13 protein-coding genes are annotated in these 16,810 nt (G+C 74.2%); 8 read left to right on the top strand and 5 right to left on the bottom strand.

Annotated elements, in window-relative coordinates:
* Window positions 1-104 precede the first annotated feature (104 nt).
* From FKD65_RS16155 to FKD65_RS16120, 8 genes are all read left to right on the top strand, one after another.
* Window positions 105-749 (top strand): 50S ribosomal protein L25/general stress protein Ctc, encoded by a 645-nt coding sequence (locus FKD65_RS16155; protein ID WP_141578286.1) that lies wholly within the window; start codon window positions 105-107, stop codon window positions 747-749.
* Window positions 750-870: 121 nt separating this feature from the next.
* Entirely contained in the window at window positions 871-1,446 is a 576-nt protein-coding gene (gene pth, locus FKD65_RS16150; protein ID WP_141578285.1) for an aminoacyl-tRNA hydrolase, read from the top strand.
* 317 nt (window positions 1,447-1,763) lie between these two features.
* On the top strand, window positions 1,764-3,239 hold the full coding sequence (locus FKD65_RS16145; protein WP_141578284.1) for a sugar transferase: 1,476 nt from the start codon (window positions 1,764-1,766) through the stop codon (window positions 3,237-3,239).
* A gap of 165 nt (window positions 3,240-3,404) precedes the next feature.
* Window positions 3,405-4,349 carry a 3'(2'),5'-bisphosphate nucleotidase CysQ gene (locus tag FKD65_RS16140; protein ID WP_141578283.1) on the top strand — a complete coding sequence of 315 codons (945 nt, stop codon included), beginning with the start codon at window positions 3,405-3,407 and terminating at the stop codon, window positions 4,347-4,349.
* Between the two features lie 125 nt (window positions 4,350-4,474).
* Window positions 4,475-5,392, top strand: coding sequence for a sulfate adenylyltransferase subunit CysD (gene cysD, locus FKD65_RS16135; protein ID WP_141578282.1), 918 nt, complete (start codon window positions 4,475-4,477; stop codon window positions 5,390-5,392).
* 59 nt (window positions 5,393-5,451) lie between these two features.
* Window positions 5,452-6,714 (top strand): sulfate adenylyltransferase subunit 1, encoded by a 1,263-nt coding sequence (locus FKD65_RS16130; protein WP_141586860.1) that lies wholly within the window; start codon window positions 5,452-5,454, stop codon window positions 6,712-6,714.
* Window positions 6,715-6,838: 124 nt separating this feature from the next.
* A complete protein-coding gene (locus tag FKD65_RS16125) occupies window positions 6,839-7,735 on the top strand; it encodes a glycosyltransferase family A protein (RefSeq protein ID WP_141578281.1) in 897 nt (298 codons plus the stop codon).
* A 92-nt stretch (window positions 7,736-7,827) separates the two neighbouring features.
* On the top strand, window positions 7,828-8,679 hold the full coding sequence (locus FKD65_RS16120) for a hypothetical protein (RefSeq protein ID WP_141578280.1): 852 nt from the start codon (window positions 7,828-7,830) through the stop codon (window positions 8,677-8,679).
* A gap of 116 nt (window positions 8,680-8,795) precedes the next feature.
* Here FKD65_RS16120 and FKD65_RS16115 read toward each other — a convergent pair whose 3' ends face one another.
* The 5 genes from FKD65_RS16115 to FKD65_RS16095 all read right to left on the bottom strand — a co-directional run bounded on the left by FKD65_RS16115 (window position 8,796) and on the right by FKD65_RS16095 (window position 16,808).
* Window positions 8,796-10,115, bottom strand: coding sequence for a chromosome condensation regulator RCC1 (locus FKD65_RS16115; protein WP_240810174.1), 1,320 nt, complete (start codon window positions 10,113-10,115; stop codon window positions 8,796-8,798).
* Window positions 10,112-11,431, bottom strand: a complete 1,320-nt coding sequence (locus FKD65_RS16110) for a ParB N-terminal domain-containing protein (RefSeq protein ID WP_168221063.1) — start codon at window positions 11,429-11,431, stop codon at window positions 10,112-10,114. Before FKD65_RS16110 ends, FKD65_RS16115 begins: the two co-directional genes overlap by 4 nt.
* Window positions 11,415-13,145 (bottom strand): oligosaccharide flippase family protein, encoded by a 1,731-nt coding sequence (locus FKD65_RS16105; RefSeq protein WP_141578279.1) that lies wholly within the window; start codon window positions 13,143-13,145, stop codon window positions 11,415-11,417. The genes FKD65_RS16110 and FKD65_RS16105 overlap by 17 nt, the downstream gene beginning before the upstream one ends.
* Window positions 13,132-15,243 (bottom strand): tyrosine-protein kinase domain-containing protein, encoded by a 2,112-nt coding sequence (locus FKD65_RS16100; RefSeq protein ID WP_168221062.1) that lies wholly within the window; start codon window positions 15,241-15,243, stop codon window positions 13,132-13,134. Before FKD65_RS16100 ends, FKD65_RS16105 begins: the two co-directional genes overlap by 14 nt.
* 89 nt (window positions 15,244-15,332) lie before the next feature.
* Complete coding sequence (locus FKD65_RS16095; protein WP_141578277.1) at window positions 15,333-16,808, bottom strand: hypothetical protein; 1,476 nt, start codon at window positions 16,806-16,808, stop codon at window positions 15,333-15,335.
* Window positions 16,809-16,810 lie beyond the last annotated feature (2 nt).

Genomic DNA, 16,810 nt, shown 5'->3' with positions numbered 1-16,810 from the left:
AGCGCGCCCGCCCTTCGACGGCGCGCGAGGATCGCAACGCTCTGTCCGTAGCGGACGTCCGATGGCGGACGGCCGTGGATCGCAACAAGCAAGGAGTTTTCGCCGTGTCCGAGGTACGCATTGCCGCCGAGCCGCGCACCGAGTTCGGTAAGGGTGCCGCGCGGCGCACCCGCCGGGCCGGCAAGGTGCCCGCCGTCCTCTACGGTCACGGCACCGACCCGCAGCACATCTCGCTGCCGGGCCACGACCTGATGCTGGCGCTGAAGACCCCGAACGTGCTGCTGACGATCGAGGGCCTCGGCGGCGGCGCCGAGCTGGCGCTGCCGAAGGACGTCCAGCGCGACCCGATCAAGGGGTTCCTGGAGCACGTCGACCTGCTGCTGGTGAAGCGCGGCGAGAAGGTCGTGGTTGACCTGCCGGTCAACCTGGTGGGCGAGGTCGTCGCGGGCGGCGTCGTGCAGCAGGAGCTCGTCCAGGTCTCGGTCGAGGCCGAGGCGACGAAGATCCCCGAGGCCGTGGACCTGTCCATCGAGGGCCTCGAGGTGGGGACGCAGGTGCTGGCCGGCGACCTGAAGCTGCCGTCGGGCGTGACGCTGCAGGTCGACGGGGAGGCCCTCGTCCTGCAGATCGCGGACGCGACCGCGTCGGCCGGTGCGACCGAGACCGAGGCGGAGGCCGCCGAGGCGGAGGCCGCGGAGGCGGCCGAGGCGGAGGCCGCCGAGGGCGAGGGCGAGGCCGCCGCCGAGTGACGGTGGTGCCGCCGGGCCCCGGGTCCGGCGCGCGGCCGCCGGGACGGCGGGCCGCACGGTACTTTCACGGCCCCCGCGGGTGCACACCGGCGGGGGCCGTGCTCGCGTGTGAGGAGTGCGGGTGGACGCGGATCTCTGGCTCGTCGTGGGGCTGGGCAACCCCGGGCCGTCGTATGCGAAGAACCGGCACAACGCGGGTTTCATGGTCCTGGACGAGCTCGCGGCGCGCGCCGGGGGCCGGTTCAAGTCGCACCGGGCGCGGGCGGACGTGCTGGAGGGGCGCCTCGCCGGTGCGCGGGCGGTGCTGGCGAAGCCGCGTTCCTTCATGAACGAGTCGGGCGGCCCCGTGAAGGGGCTGCGGGACTTCTACAAGGTTCCGGTGGAGCGGCTGGTCGTCGTCCATGACGAGCTCGACATCCCCTTCAGCGCGGTGCGGTTGAAGCAGGGCGGCGGTGACAACGGCCACAACGGGCTGCGGTCGGTCACCAAGTCGCTGGGCGCGAAGGACTACCTGCGCGTGCGGTTCGGGGTGGGCCGCCCGCCGGGGCGGATGGACCCGGCCGCGTTCGTGCTGAAGGACTTCTCCGCGGCGGAGCGCAGGGACCTCGGCTTCGAGGTGGACCGGGCGGCGGACGCGGTCGAGGCGCTGGTGGCCGACGGGCTGGCCGCCGCGCAGAACGTCTTCCACGTCGGCTGACCTTCGTCCGCTCCGGAGGGCCCGCGCGCCGGGCCCTCCCGGCCCGATGGCCGGATCCGGACCCCGCTGCGTGACCGGTCAGTCGCCGAGCGTATGGTGATCAAGGGCTCGCGAAATTTTATTCGTACGCGTTCGCCGGTGTTCCCCTGCGTTGACGGGGGTGATGCCCGCGTTTCCTCCGTGACCCCGGCAAAGCGGTCGTAAGATGCAGGTCGAATGAGGTTCAGGGCCGCGTGTGAACCTCAGGCTGCGCTCAACCGTCTTCGGTGTGAATCGCGCTGACGGGGCGCGCGTTACAGGGGATTGGTGAGTGGTTTATGGCCATCGTTGACAAGGTCCAGGCCGAGTCATCGATTCGCCATGAGCACGAGCGCGCGTCGTCGCCGAACTGGGCCCGCACCTACCGCAGGATCGCGCGGTTCCTCGACTTCGCCAGCATGCTGATGGCCGGCGTGATCGCCTTCGTGCTCAGGTTCCCGGGCGTCCCGACGGAGCTCGACGCGCCGTACGTGGTCCTGACCGTGGCGCTGCCGGTGGTGTGGCTGCCGACGCTGGTCCTCTGCCGGGCCTACCAGCCGCGGTACGTGGGCGTCGGGTACGAGGAGTTCCACCGGGTCCTGCGCGCCGGGTTCATCCTGACGGCGGTTGTCGCGATCGTGGCGTACGCCACGAAGACCGACGTCGCGCGCGGCTACGTGGTGATGGCCCTGCCGCTCGGGACGTTCCTGGCGCTGGTGGCGCGCTACCGGCTGCGCAAGTGGCTGCACAAGAAGCGGTGGCACGGCGAGTGCATGCGGCGGGTCGTGGCGGTGGGGCACCGGACTTCGGTGTCCGACCTGATCCGGCTGCTGCAGAAGAAGCGCTACCACGGGATGGACATCGCGGCGGTGTGCCTGCCCCCGGCGCTGGCGGCGGGCGAGGACGCGGTCGCCGAGGTGGAGGGCGTCCCGGTGCTGGGCGACTTCAGCCAGGCGGCGGCGGTCGCCGACCGGATCGGCGCGGACTCGGTGGCCGTGCTCGCGTGCCCGGAGATGGACGGGGTGGCGCTGCGCCGGCTGGCGTGGCAGATCGAGCGCAACGACGTCGAGCTGGTCGTGGCGCCCGCGTTGATGGACGTGACCGGCCCGCGGATCTCGATCCGCCCGGTGTCGGGGCTGCCCCTGCTGCACGTGGAGCATCCGGAGCTCGACGGCGGCCGCAAGGTGCTGAAGGGCCTGGTGGACCGGACGGTCGCGATCGGCGGGCTCGTGGCGCTGAGCCCGGCGCTGCTGCTGATCGCCGTTCTGATCAAGCTGTCCGGGGAGGGCCCGGTGCTGTTCCGGCAGACGCGCGTCGGGCGCGGCGGCCGGGAGTTCACGCTGCTGAAGTTCCGCACGATGGTCGCCGACGCCGAGGCGCGGCGGCTGGAGCTGCTGTCGGCCAACGACAACGACGGGGTGCTGTTCAAGATCCGGCAGGACCCGCGGGTGACGCGGGTCGGGCGCCGGCTGCGCCGGTACTCGCTGGACGAGCTGCCCCAGCTGATCAACGTGCTGCGGGGCGAGATGTCGCTGGTGGGGCCGCGGCCGCCGCTGCCGGAGGAGGTCGCCCAGTACGGCGGGGACGTCTACCGGCGGCTGGTGGTCAAGCCGGGCCTGACGGGGCTGTGGCAGGTGAGCGGCCGCTCGGACCTCTCCTGGGAGGAGTCGGTCCGCCTCGACCTGCGGTACGTGGACAACTGGAGCCTGGCCCTCGACCTGCAGATCATGTGGAAGACGTGGTCCGCGGTGTTCCGGGGCTCCGGCGCGTACTGAGCGGTCCGCCGGGGCGGCGGGAACACGACAGGGCGCTGACGCGCGACCGCGCCCGGCGTGACACTGGCGGGCGGGCCACTGACCGGGACCTGGCCCGGTGGCCCGCGCGTGCCCCATGAGAAAGTGAACCCAGCAGACCAGTCGAGTCGGGAATGTGATCTACAGATGACCGAGGCAGGGGCGGCAGACGATCATTCGCTCGCGGCCGAGCTCGCCGGAACGGCGGGCCGGCTGCTGCTGGGCGTGCGGGACGAGGTGGGCTTCGCCGACGCGAGGGCCCTGAAGGACACCGGCGACCTGCGCGCGCACGAGTTCCTGATGAGGGCGCTGGCCGAGCGCTGTCCCGGCGACGCCGTGCTGTCGGAGGAGGGGCGGTCCTCGGTGGCGGGGAAGCGGTCCAAGGGCGACGACCGCGCCCCGACCCGCAACACCGCCGACGCGGAGCGGCTCACGGCCTCCCGCGTGTGGATCGTCGACCCCCTGGACGGCACCCGCGAGTTCTCCGAGGAGGGCCGCCGCGACTGGGCCGTGCACGTGGCGCTGTGGGAGCGCGACGCGTCCGGCGCCGGCCGCCTGGCGGCGGGGGCCGTGGCCCTGCCCGCGCAGGGCCTGGTCCTGCGCACCGACGCGACGGGCGGCGCCTCGCTCGTCCGGACCGATCCCGCCGACACCGACCCGGTGACGGGCGGGGGCGGGCCCGCCGGCGCGCCGCCGCCCCGCGAGGTGCCGCTGCACGTCCCGGCGCCGGACGCGGGCAAGCTCCGCATCGCGGTGAGCCGCACGCGCCCGCCGGAGTTCGTGCGGCGGCTGGCGGAGGCGGTCGAGCCGGAGGTGGAGCTGGTGCCGATCGGGTCGGCGGGGGCGAAGATCTCCGCGGTGCTGCTCGGCGAGGTGGACGCCTACGTGCACGCGGGCGGCCAGTTCGAGTGGGACTCGGCGGCCCCGGCGGCGGTGGCGCTCGGCGCGGGGGCGCACGCGTCCCGCGTCGACGGGTCCCCGCTGCGCTACAACCGGGAGGACCCCCGGCTCCCGGATATCCTGGTGTGCCATCCCGGGTCGGCATCGACGCTGCTGACCGGCATCCGGGAAGTGAGCGGCGCACTGCCCTGACCTGCCGGTCCCTAGGGCGGGACCGAACCGGCGCGAGCCGGCGTTCCGATCCGGTGGGAAGGCAAGTGCCCGTCTCCGTGCCACCGGTTGCATCTGCCAGTACAGCGTGGAAAGAGCCCCAGACGATGCAGCGTTCCGATTACCTTCTGTCCCAGCTAGACGTCCTCGAAGCCGAGTCGATCCACATCTTCCGGGAGGTGGCGGCCGAGTTCGAGCGGCCGGTGCTGCTGTTCTCCGGCGGCAAGGACAGCATCGTCATGCTGCGCCTCGCCCAGAAGGCGTTCTGGCCCGCCCCGATCCCGTTCCCGGTGATGCACGTCGACACGGGCCACAACTTCCCGGAGGTGATCGAGTTCCGGGACCGGCGGGTCGCGCAGCTCGGCGTCCGGCTGATCGTGGCGTCCGTGCAGGACGCGATCGACAGCGGCCGGGTGGTGGAGCAGAAGGGCCGCCGCGCGTCCCGCAACCGGCTGCAGATCACGCCGCTGCTGGACGCGATCGAGCAGCACCAGTTCGACGCGGCGTTCGGCGGCGCGCGGCGCGACGAGGAGAAGGCCCGCGCCAAGGAGCGGGTGGTGTCGTTCCGGGACGAGTTCGGCCAGTGGGACCCGAAGAACCAGCGCCCCGAGCTGTGGAACCTGTTCAACACCAAGATCGTGCAGGGTGAGCACGTCCGGGTGTTCCCGCTGTCGAACTGGACCGAGCTCGACATCTGGGACTACGTCCGCCGCGAGGAGCTCGAACTCCCGCCGATCTACTTCGCGCACACCCGCCGGGTGTTCGAGCGCGACGGCCTGCTGCTGGACGCCGAGACGGGCTACGCGAACCGCGGCGACGACGAGCCGGAGTTCACGGCGAGCGTCCGGTACCGGACGGTCGGCGACGCGTCCTGCACGGGCGCGGTGAAGTCGAACGCGGTGGCGCTCGACGAGGTGATCGAGGAGATCGCGGTGACCAGGATCACCGAGCGCGGCCAGACCCGCGCCGACGACCGCACCAGTGAGGCCGCGATGGAGGACCGCAAGAAGGAGGGCTACTTCTGATGGCCAGCGCGAGCGACCGGCCCGGCGGGGCCACGGCGGCCGACCGGCCTGCCAAGGCGATGGACCTCCTGCGGTTCGCGACCGCCGGCAGCGTCGACGACGGCAAGTCCACGCTGATCGGCCGGCTGCTGTTCGACTCCAAGTCGATCTTCGAGGACCAGCTGGAGTCGGTGGAGAAGACCAGCGCCGACCGCGGCGAGGAGTACACGAACCTGGCGCTGCTGACCGACGGCCTGCGGGCCGAGCGGGAGCAGGGCATCACCATCGACGTGGCGTACCGGTACTTCGCGACGCCGCGCCGCAAGTTCATCATCGCCGACACGCCGGGGCACATCCAGTACACCCGCAACATGGTGACGGGCGCCTCCACCGCCGACCTGGCGATCATTCTGGTGGACGCCCGCAAGGGGATCCTGGAGCAGTCGCGCCGGCACGCGTTCCTCACCACGCTCCTCCAGGTGCCGCACCTCGTCGTGGCCATCAACAAGATGGACCTGGTCGACTACGACCGGGGCGTGTACGAGCGGATCGTGGACGAGTTCACCTCGTTCGCCTCCAAGCTGGAGGTCACGGACCTGACCTTCATCCCGATCTCGGCGCTGCACGGCGACAACGTCGTCGAGCGCAGCGGGAACATGCCGTGGTACGAGGGGTCCTCGCTGCTGCACCACCTGGAGCACGTGCACATCGCCTCCGACCGCAACCTGATCGACGTGCGGTTCCCGGTGCAGTACGTGGTCCGCCCGCACGCCTCCACGGACCCCGACCTGCACGACTACCGCGGCTACGCGGGCCAGGTCGCGGGCGGCGTGCTCAAGCCGGGCGACGAGGTGGTCCACCTGCCGTCCGGGCTGACCACGACGATCACCCACATCGACGGGCCGGGCGGCCCGGTCGGCGAGGCGTTCGCGCCGATGTCGGTGACGCTCCGCCTCGCCGACGACATCGACATCTCCCGCGGCGACATGATCGCCCGCCCGAACAACCGGCCCGAGACCGCGCAGGACATCGACGCGATGGTCTGCTGGATGACCCCGGACAGCACCCTCGCCCCGCGCACGAAGCTGGTCATCAAGCACACGACCCGCACCGCGAAGGCCATGGTGAAGGAGCTGCACTACCGGCTGGACGTCAACACGCTGCACCGCGACGAGCAGGCGGCGGCCCTCGGCCTGAACGAGATCGGCCGCGTCTCGCTGCGGGTGACGCAGCCGCTGTTCGTCGACGACTACGGCCGCAACCGCCTCACCGGCGGCTTCATCCTGATCGACGAGGCCACCAACAACACCGTCGCCGCCGGCATGATCACCGGCGCGCGCTGACCGGGCGCCGCGGGGCCCGCCGGGCCCCGCGGCGGCGCCGGTCCACCTGAAGGCCCGACCGCGAGCCCACAACGACCGCGAGCCCACAACGACTGTGAACCCACAACGACAAGGCAGGCCCTCGATGCCCCCGTCCGTCGGAGTAGTGCTCCCCACGCACAACCGGCCGGAGCTGCTGCGCCGCGCGCTGGAGTCGGTGCTGGCACAGGACTACGAGGGCGAGGTGCGCGCGGTCGTCGTCTTCGACCGGGCCGAACCGGACGCCTCGCTCGCGGGGGACCGGGTCGAGGTGATCCGCAACACCCGGGCGCCGGGGCTCGCGGGCGCCCGCAACTCCGGCGTCCTGTCCCTGTCGACCGACCTGGTCGCGTTCTGCGACGACGACGACCTGTGGCTGCCCGGCAAGCTCGCCGCGCAGGTGAAGGCCCTGGAGAGCGAGCCGGACGCGGTGCTGTGCAGCTCCGGCATCCTGATCGACTTCGACGGCCGGGAACTGCCCCGGCTCGCCGGGACGGACCGGGTCACCTACGACGCGCTGATCCGCGACCGGATGATGAGCGTCCACTCCTCCACCTACGTCGCGCGCCGCGAGCCGCTCATCGAGATCGGCATGGTGGACGAGTCGATCCCCGGCAGCCAGGGCGAGGACTGGGACCTCGCGCTCCGCGCCGCCCGCCGCCACCCGGTGCTGAACGTCGACGAGCCCTACGTCCGGGTCCTGTGGGGGCTGACGTCCTACTACGCGCAGGCGTGGGAGACCAAGGTCGCCGCGCTGGAGTGGTTCCTGGAGCACTACCCGGAGATCGGCGAGGAGCCGGGTGCGGCCGGGCGCGTCTACGGGCAGCTCGCCTTCGGCTGCGCGACCGTGGGCCGCCGCAAGGACGCGCTGCGCTGGTCGGCGCGGGCCCTGAGGGCGAACCCCGCCGAGCGCCGCGTCCCGTTCGCGCTGGCCGTGGCGTCCGGTGTCGTGTCCGGCAAGCGCGTCCTGCTGGCCCTCCACACCCGTGGCCGCGGCATCTGACACCGCCATGCCGATTCCCCGGCTTTCTCCACCTTGACCCACGTCGCGCCGGTAATGTCAATCGCCATCCCAGCGTTGAAGGAGCCTCTTCCGTGAACCACTTCTCCCGCCGCATCGTCGCGTCCGGGACGCTGGCGCTGGCCCTCGGGCCGGCGTTCGGAATGACCGCCGCGCCCGCCTTCGCGGGCGTCGACCTCGACGCGGTCGCCGAGGGCATCAGCGAGAGCGGCTACTACGTCGACTCCCACGCCAAGTACTACCAGTCGGACGGCGCGCAGGAGCTGCTCCGCTCCGCGCAGGGCCGGTCCGTCGCGGTCTTCATCGCGATCCTGCCCCCCGGCGACGACGCGGGGCAGGTCCTCAGGCAGCTGCCGGGCATGATGAAGCGCAAGGGCACCTTCGCGGTGCTGGCCGGCGACCAGTTGCGGGTGTCGTCCAACGCGCTGCCCGCCCCCCGGGTGAAGACCATCTACGACGGGGCCGTGAAGAGCAGCAAGGGCAAGCCCGACCTGGCGCTGCTGAAGTTCGTCCAGACGCTCCCGGAGTCGAAGTACGCGCCGCCGAAGCCCGGCAAGCCCGGCAACAACGGCAAGCCCGCACCGGAGGCGTCGGTCAAGCAGGAGCAGCAGGAGGAGCAGACGCTCGCCCAGTCGCAGCCGACCGGTCCCGCCGCCGGAGCGGAGGCGGCCCCCAAGGAGGACGGCGGCTCCGCCATGCCGTACCTGCTCGGCGGCGGCGGCCTGGTGGTCGTGGCGGCCGCCGGGGCGGGTTTCCTGCTGTGGCGCCGCCGCTCCGCGACCCCGGCGCCCGCCGGAGCTCCGGCGGGCGCCGCGGCGACTCCGCCCCCCGCGTCGGGCACCCAGCCCCCCGCGCCGGGCACCCAGCCCCCCGCCGGCGGATCCGGGCCCAGCGGGACCAACCCCGAGCCGCCCAAGGCCCCCTGAGGGCCTCGCAGCCTCCCGCGGGCGGTCGCGACCTCCCGCGGGCGGGCTGCTGCCCTGTGGGACCGACTCCAAGCCGCCCGAGGGCCTCCGCGGACCTCTGGCCGGAGCCGGGGTGCTCAGTCCTTCGACAGCAGGATCAGGTGGCGCTCGCCGACGCCCACTGACAGGGCCCCGGTCGGTGGCCTGCCATCGGCCGTCATCACCGTCCCGGGACGGCTGCGGGGCGCCCTCTTGCCGGAGCCGAGCTGGCCGCTGCCGCCCGCGCCCCAGGTCAGCAGCGTCCCGTCGGCCAGGATCGCCGCGCCGTAGGCCTCGCCCGCGAACACCCGGGTGGCGCGGCGCAGCTTCGGTCCGCCGCGCCCGACGACGGTGACCGGGGCGGTGCGCGGCTTCAGCGTGCCGTCACCGAGCTGGCCCGCGGTGTTGTTGCCCCAGGCGACGACGGTGCCGTCCTTGCGGAGCGCGTAGTTGTGCTTCTCCGCCGCCGCGACCGCGGCGACGCCGTCCAGGACGCCCTTGCCGCCCACGCCCGAGACGAGGGCGGGCGTGAGCCGGTCCCGGCGCGTGCCGTCCCCGAGCTGGCCGAGCTCGTTGTGGCCCCAGGAGGCCACCCGCCCGTCCCGCAGCAGCGCCAGCCCGTGCTGGCCGCCGATCGCGACGCGGACGACGCCCTCCAGCCGCGCGGCGCCGTCCAGACCCCGCACCGGCACGGGCAGGGCCCGGTTCTCCCGGGTGCCGTCGCCGACCATCCCGAAGGCGTTGGCGCCCCACGCGAGCACGCTCCCGTCCCGCAGCAGCGCCAGTTCGGTGTGGCCGTCCGCGGCGATCGCCGTCACGCCCGTGAGCGCTCCGCGGCCGTCCGGCGCCCGCACGGTCGTCGGGACGAGCGGGCCCCTGCGGTCGCCGGTGCCGCGCTGACCGGAGGAGGACTCGCCCCAGGTCACGACGGTGCCGTCGCGGCGCAGCGCCATCGAGAAGTCGTTGTTGGCGCTGACCGCGACGGCGTCGTCCAGGTGGCCGGGGCGCCCGTCGGGCGCGCGGACCGGGACGGGGACGCCGCTGTCGCGGGTGGTGCCGTCGCCGAGCTGGCCGTCGTCGTTCGCGCCCCACGCGACGACCTTCCCGCCGTCCAGGACGGCCAGCGAGTGGCGGCCGCCGCCCGCGACGGCGACGGCCTGCCCGAGCCGCCCCCGGCCGCCGACGCCGGTCACCGGGCCGAGCCTGGGATCGGCGTCGGCCGCCCGCCTGCCGAGCTGCCCGTTCGCGTTGAGGCCGCTGGTCCATACCGCGCCGCCCGGCCCTTCCACCGAGCCCGCGGCGGGCGGCACCGGGACCCGCGGCTCGACGGCGGGAGCCGCCGTCCCGCCGCACGCCGCCGCGGCCAGCAGCACCGGGGCGGCGGCGAGCGCGGCGATCGAGCGGCGCGCCGGGGTCACGCCGCGCGGACGCAGGCGAACAGGTGCCTGCCGTAGTTGTCGGCGTACGGGGGCCGGGCGTCGTCGTCGGGACCGAGGTCGACGATCTCGTCGAAGCCGGTGTTCTCCCGCAGGAACCGCTCGACGCGGGCGGGGTCCCAGCCGCGCAGCGAGTCGGCGAACCACGCCTCGTTGTCCTGGCCGGTGTCGAAGAACAGCACCCGCCCGGTCGCGCGGTCCAGCAGCCGGATCAGCTCCTCGGCGCTCACCGAGCCGCGCCCGAGGACGAAGTGGTGCAGCAGGCTGAAGCAGGACACCACGTCCCAGCGGCCGGCATCGTGCCCGCCGAGGAACTCGACGCAGTCGCCGGTGGAGACGGCGCCCTCCGGGAGCCCGTAGACGGCCCGGCCGAGCGGGACGGCCAGCGGGTCGCGCTCGATGCCCTCGGCGTCGAGACCGCGCTCGGCCATCTTCGCCACGAACCAGCCGTAGCAGCTCGCGACGTCCAGGTAGCGGCCCCCGGCGAGACCGCGCTCGCCGAGGAACGCGTCCATCTTCGCGAGCCGGTCGGTGCACTGCCGGACGGTCGTCCACCCCGTCCTGAGCTCGGGCGCGTCGATCGGCTGGTAGAGCTCGTGGGTGCCGTCGAGCCAGCTCATCTTCAGCAGGAGGTCCTGCAAGGGGGTGGTGACGGGCAGCCACTTGGCGACGACGTTGGCGCCGTCGGCGCCGCTCATCGCCGCGATGGCGAGCCGGTGGTGGCCGTCGAGGATCTGGTACTGGTCGGAGCCGCGGACGGGGGCGACGAGCACCGGGTCCTGGGGGCCGCTCTGCTGCGGGCGGGGCGCCGAGCCGGGCGCCTCCTCGCCCCGGTACCGGGCGACGAAGGCGCGGGCGGCGGCGAGGACGCCGGGCTCGTCGGTGGCGCCGAAGTAGTCGCCGCCCGCCTCGATGCAGCGCAGCCCGAGCCGGCCGTAGCCGCTGCCCAGGATGTCGGCGTCGCCGAGCTCTCCCCGCTCGTCGGCGAGCCGCAGCAGCGCGACGTGCGGGCCGTCCAGGAACGGGGTGGACGGCCACAGCAGGTCGCCGGTGCGGTCGGCGAACTCGCGGGCCGTCCAGCCGCCCTGCGCGCCGACGAGCAGCTGGTCGAACCGGACCGGCACCTTCCACGGGCGCCGCAGGACGGCGGTGGACACCGCGACGCGCGCCGCGGCCGGGATCGGCAGCGAGCGCCCGGCGTCGACCAGGCGCCCGTACACCGGCCCGCTCGGTGCGAGCCCGCTCTTGCGAAGCACCGCGCGGGACTTGCGGCGCACTTGGTCAATTCCCGTGGGCATGGATGCTCCTGGCAGGTGTCGGATCGGTGGCGGGGGACGCGGTGGCGCCCGCGGGTGCGGTGCGGCCGCGCCTCCCCGGCAGCAGGGAGGCGAAGGCGGTGAGGGACAGCCGCTCGCGGCCGGCCCAGAGGAGGGCGACGTACAGCAGCGCGCCCGGGATCAGCCCGGCGGCGAGGGCGGCCTCGCCGGAGCCGGCGGCCAGCCGGACGGCGAGCGGCACCGCCGCGAAGCTGACCAGCGCGGAACCGCCGGCCCAGAACAGTCCGGGGCTCGCCGGGGTCATGCCGAGGATCCTGCGGACCTGGACCAGGGCCAGCAGCGTCCGCACGAGCAGCCCGGCCGCCCGCGCCATCGCCGCCCCGGCGATCCCGAACGGTGGGATCAGCAGCACGTTCAGCACCAGGTTCACCCCGAGCGCGGCGCTCTGGTTGACCAGGCTGAGCCCGCTGCGGCCCGCCATCAGCAGCATCACGTCGCGGGCGCCGGTCGCGGTCGCGACCAGCATCGCCATCGCCAGGATCACCGTGACGACCTCGCCCGTCCCGCGGTAGCCGGCGCCGAAGGAGCCGACGTACACCGGCGCGCCGACCGCGATCGACAGGTGCACCGGCCAGGCGAGCGCGAGGTTCCAGGACGCGCACACCGCGAACACGCGCTGCGCGCCCGCGCGGTCGGCGAGCGCCATCAGCCGGCTCACCGCGGGCTGCATGACGTTCTGCACGGCCTGGGTGACGAGCTGGCTGATCACGATGAACCGGGTCGCGGCGGTGTAGACGGCCGCCTCGCGGGGCGAGCTGAGCGCCGCGACGAGCACGATGTCGGCGCGCTGGAACGCCGTCTGGCAGATCTGGGCGAACGCGCGCGGCGCCGTGAAGCCCCAGAAGCCGCCGGCCAGCGGGCGCCAGCCGGCCGGCGCGGCGGCCCCGGGGACCGCCGCGGCCGGAGCCGCGGCGCGGTTGCGGCGGCTGATCTTCAGGTACCAGAGCAGGGCGATGACCAGGCACGGCAGGTACGGCGCCGCCCACGCGAACGCGAGCCACACCGCGTCGTCGGTCAGCAGCGCCGCCGCGACGACCCCGGCGACCTGGAGCGTCTGCCGGAGGATCTTGTCGACCAGGACGGTGGGCCGCATCGAACCGTGGCCGCGGGTCGCCGCGAGCAGCGCGTCGTGCGCCCCGGCGAGGGGCAGGAACAGCGCGAGCACCTGCACCATGCCCACGGCCTGGTCGGGGTCGTCGGCGCCGATGTGGCCCGCGGTCCACGGCGCGGTGGCGGCCAGCACGACCCCGGCGGCCAGCGCGGTCACCGCGACCGGGACCAGCGCCACCGGCACCGTCCGCCGCGCCGCGACGCGGTCGCCGAGCGCCAGGTGGCGGGGCAGCCAGCGCAGCAGGCCCGCGTCCGTGCCGAGCCCCGACACGGCCTGCAGGATGATGAACAGCGACGTCGCGGCGAAGAAGGTGCCCGCGATCCGCTGCGAGTACAGGTGCGCGACCAGGAAGACGAGCGCGAGGCCCTGGACGCCCGCGACGGCGGCGCCGGCGAGGTTCAGCGCGCCGCCCCTGGCGAGCCTGTTCAGGTTCGGTCCGCCCCCTTGCGGCGGCTTCGGCTCACCCGTCTCGGACGGCTCCTGCGTGCGGGACGGGCCTGGCACGCCCGCCCCGGACGGCTTGGGCTCGTCCGCCCCGGAACCGCCGGACTCAGGGCCCGGCATGGCGGCCGGCCCTGTGCGGCTTCTTGCCGTAGCGGGGCGCGACCTCCGGGGCCCCGTCACCGGTACCCGCCGGGGGCGCTCCGTCCGCGCCGTCCTCCGGCGTCTCCGGCGGCAGGTACTTGGTGATGTCCTCCTGCGTGCGCGTCGAGGCCGACTCCAGCGCGGCCTCGGTCTCCGCGTCGGCCGGCTCGGGGGCCTCGGCGTCGGACGCGGCACGGCGCGGACGCGCCGTGCCCTGGGTGACGTCCGTGGGCGAGACGGGCTTGGGGGCGACGGGCTTGCCCGGACCGGACGGGGGGTCGAGCGCGGGCGGGAGCGGGCGCCGCCGCCCCTCCGGCCGCGCCGCGCCGCGCCGCGGCGACGCCGCCGGCCGCGCGTCACCCGTCGGGGGCTGCTGCTTGACCTGCGGCAGCGCCTGGGTGACCAGGGTGCCGGGGTCGGCCGGCTCCTCCTCGGCCTCCTCCTGGGGGGCGAGCGGCTGGTCGTCGGCCCACGCGAGGGGGACCTCGGAGGCGCGTCGCGCGCCGCCCCGCGTCTCAGGATGGCGGGCCTCGGCGCTCCGGGCCTCACCACCCTGCGGAGGGCGGGACTGGCGGGCGGGGGCCTGCTGCCGCGACGAACGGCCGCCCCGCGGCTCCGGCGGCTCCAGCAGGGCGCCGAGCACCGTGACGCCGGCGCGCTCGGCCTCCACGTAGGCCTGCCGCAGCTCCTCGCGGGTCGTGACGCCCTGGTTGATCACGAGGACGACCGCGTCGACGAAGGTGCACAGTGCCTGCGCGTCGGCGTCGTGCAGGCTCGTCGCGTTCACGATGAGGTACTCGCTGCGGCGGCGCAGCACCTTCACGGTCTCGCGCATCCGCGGGCCGCTGAACCGGTGGGCCGCCTCGCGGGCGCGCGGGCCGCGCGGCAGCAGCCGCAGCTGCGAGTCGGTGTGGATCAGCAGGGTCGCCGGGTCGGTGCCGCTGAGCAGCGTGTCCGACAGCCCCTTGCCGCCGGGCCGCGCGCCGAACAGGGTGCTGACGTCGGAGTCCTCGGTGGTGGCGTCGATCATGATGGTCTTCGCGCCGGCGAAGGCGAGCGAGACCGCGAGGTTGGCGCTCGCCAGCCGGGCGCTGCCGCCGGGGGTGGCGTTGCTGACCAGCAGCGCCACCGGGGTCTGCGGCGCGGTCGCCACGACCGCGGCGCGCAGCCGCCGGTACGCCTCGCCGACCGGGCTCTTGGGGGCGCTGACCAGGGCCAGCGTGTCGCCGGACGGCCCGCCCGCCGGGATGGTGGACAGCGTCCGGACGCCGAGACCCTCGATCGACTCGGCGTTGCGCAGCCGCTGGTTGAGCCGCTCCCGCAGCAGCATGATCACGAACCCGGCGACCAGCCCCAGCACCAGGCCGACGGCGCCGTACATCGCGGGCCGCATGATGCCGGGTCCGCTCGGCGCGTCCGCCGGGGTGATCACCTGGCCGGGGTCGATGGGGGTGCTGGCGATGTCGTTGGACTGCTCGTCGATGACGCCGAGCTGGTTGGTGTAGGCGGTGACGCGCTGCTGGAGGGTGGCGCGCCGGGACCCGGAGGCCGCCGCCAGCTCGGTGTTGGCCCGCTGGAGCAGGCGCTCGACCCTGGACGACTGCGCCTTCAGCTTCGCGAGCTGGTTGTTCACCACGGCCTGCGCGCGCTGCGTGCGGTACTCGAGGTAGGCGTCGGCGAAGGCTTGGGCGCCCGAGCGCGCGTTGCCGGAGCTGTTGGAGGTGTAGGTCAGGTTCAGCACCTGGGTGTTGGGCGGGACGGAGACCCCGATGTCGCCCTGCGCCTCGCGCCCGAGCTTCCTCTCGACGATCTTGGCGACGCTGTCGGTGGCGACCAGCTGCGCCTCCGTCTGCAGGTTCACCAGGTCGTCCCCGCGGCCCTCCGGCGAGTACGGGTTGCCTTCGAGCGGGCTGACCAGGACGGTCGCCGTCGCCTTGAACGGCGGCGGCACGGCGAGCTCCAGGGCGACGCCGGCCCCGGTACCGAGCAGGGCGAGCACGACCAGCGCCCCCAGATAGCGCCGGACCAGGGAGAACAGCTGCCCTCCCTGGGCGTCGGCCTTCTGGTCAGCTCCCACGGCGATCTCCCTCATCGATCAGAATCGTGCCGGGCGGAGTGTTCATCACGACTTTAACCGCGCGTTTCAAGAGAACGGTCACGTTCACCTCAACCTCGTCCCTGGGCGGCGGCGCGGGCCGGGGGACGGCGGGGGCCGCTCCGCCGCTCCGGGGCCGCGGGCCCGCCGAAGGCGGGCGCGGTCAGCACGATCACCCGCGCGGGATTGGCGGCCTGGTCGAGGGCCAGGACCCCGCTCGCGACCTCGCGGTCCAGGGCCCGGCCGCGCTCGACCACGACCAGGGCCACGTCGCTGGCCCCCGCCGCGGCGATGGTGTCCGCGCCGTTGATGTCGGGCGTGGTGATGACGACGATGCGGGACACGCGGCCCGCCCGGTCGATGGCGCGGGTGAGCTGCCGGTCGTCGTCGCTGCGCACCAGCCGGACGTCGAACGAGCGGCCGTCCCCGGACGCGCCCCGCGGCTCGCGCAGCTCCTCGCCGTCGGCCACGATGCGCAGCACCGTCGTCGCCGAGCCGCCCTCGGTGCACAGTTCGGCCAGCTCGTAGGCCACCTCGATGCCGGCGGAGCCCGGCACCCCGGTGACCAGCACGGTGCTGGCGTCGGCGTCGAAGACCAGGTTGCGCAGCCGCCGCGAGACCTCGCGGTGGCCACCGCCGAGCGCCGCCCCCTCCACCATGATCGGAAGCCGGCTGTGCAGCCGCAGGTCGGCGGGGCGCCGGATACGGCGTGGCCGCGTCTCGCGGATCACCACGTAGCCGAGCCAGCCGAGCAGCCCGAGGCCGATACCGGTCGCGCCGGCGACGTCGCGGCCGGGGTCGTCGCCGGCCCGGGGGAGCGGGGCCCCGCGCAGCACCTCACCGGGCTGCTCCTGCTTGGCCTTGATGGTCGCGGCCTGCTTCTCCACGTCGCGGATCTGCTTCACCAGGGCCTGGCGGCGCGTGCGGGCGGTGAGCCGGCGCAGCTCGTCCTCGTCGCCGGGCAGCGCCGCGAGCTGCTTCTTCAGCAGCTCGGCGTTCTGCTCCAGCGCCTGCCGGTTGCGCTCCAGCACCTGCCCCATGATCCGGTTCCGCAGCGCCAGGTAGGTGTCGGCGACGACCCGGGCGCCGTCCTGGGCGGTCCGCGGCGTGCCGGCCCGCACCGAGATCGTGAGCACGTGGGTGTTGGAGGGCACCGTCAGGCCGATGCGGTCGCGCAGCTCGGCGTCGGACGCGCCGAAGCCGGGCCGCTCCTTCAGCTTGGCCAGCACTTCGTGCGACCAGACGAGCTGGGCCTCGGTGTCCATCGTCGTCTCGCGGGGGCGGCGGGTGTCGGTGTCGAGGGCCGACCCGATGTCGATCGGGGGGCGCAGCGCCACCGGCGGGGCCAGCACGTAGATCCGCGCGGTGTAGGTCGTCGGCGTCAGCACGATCTTCACGACCCCGACGGCGCACCCGGCCAGCACCGCGATCAGCAGCGCCACCAGGTGGCGGCGGACCACGCCCGCGTACCGGGTCACCGGGATCGAGTCCGGAGCGAGCGGCGGTTCCGCCTGCACGCTGGCCGGGCCGAGGGTGCGTTTGCTCATCG

Source organism: Actinomadura sp. WMMA1423 (assembly GCF_006547145.1).
GTDB lineage: Bacteria > Actinomycetota > Actinomycetes > Streptosporangiales > Streptosporangiaceae > Spirillospora.
This window is presented reverse-complemented; position numbering and strand designations above follow the sequence as displayed.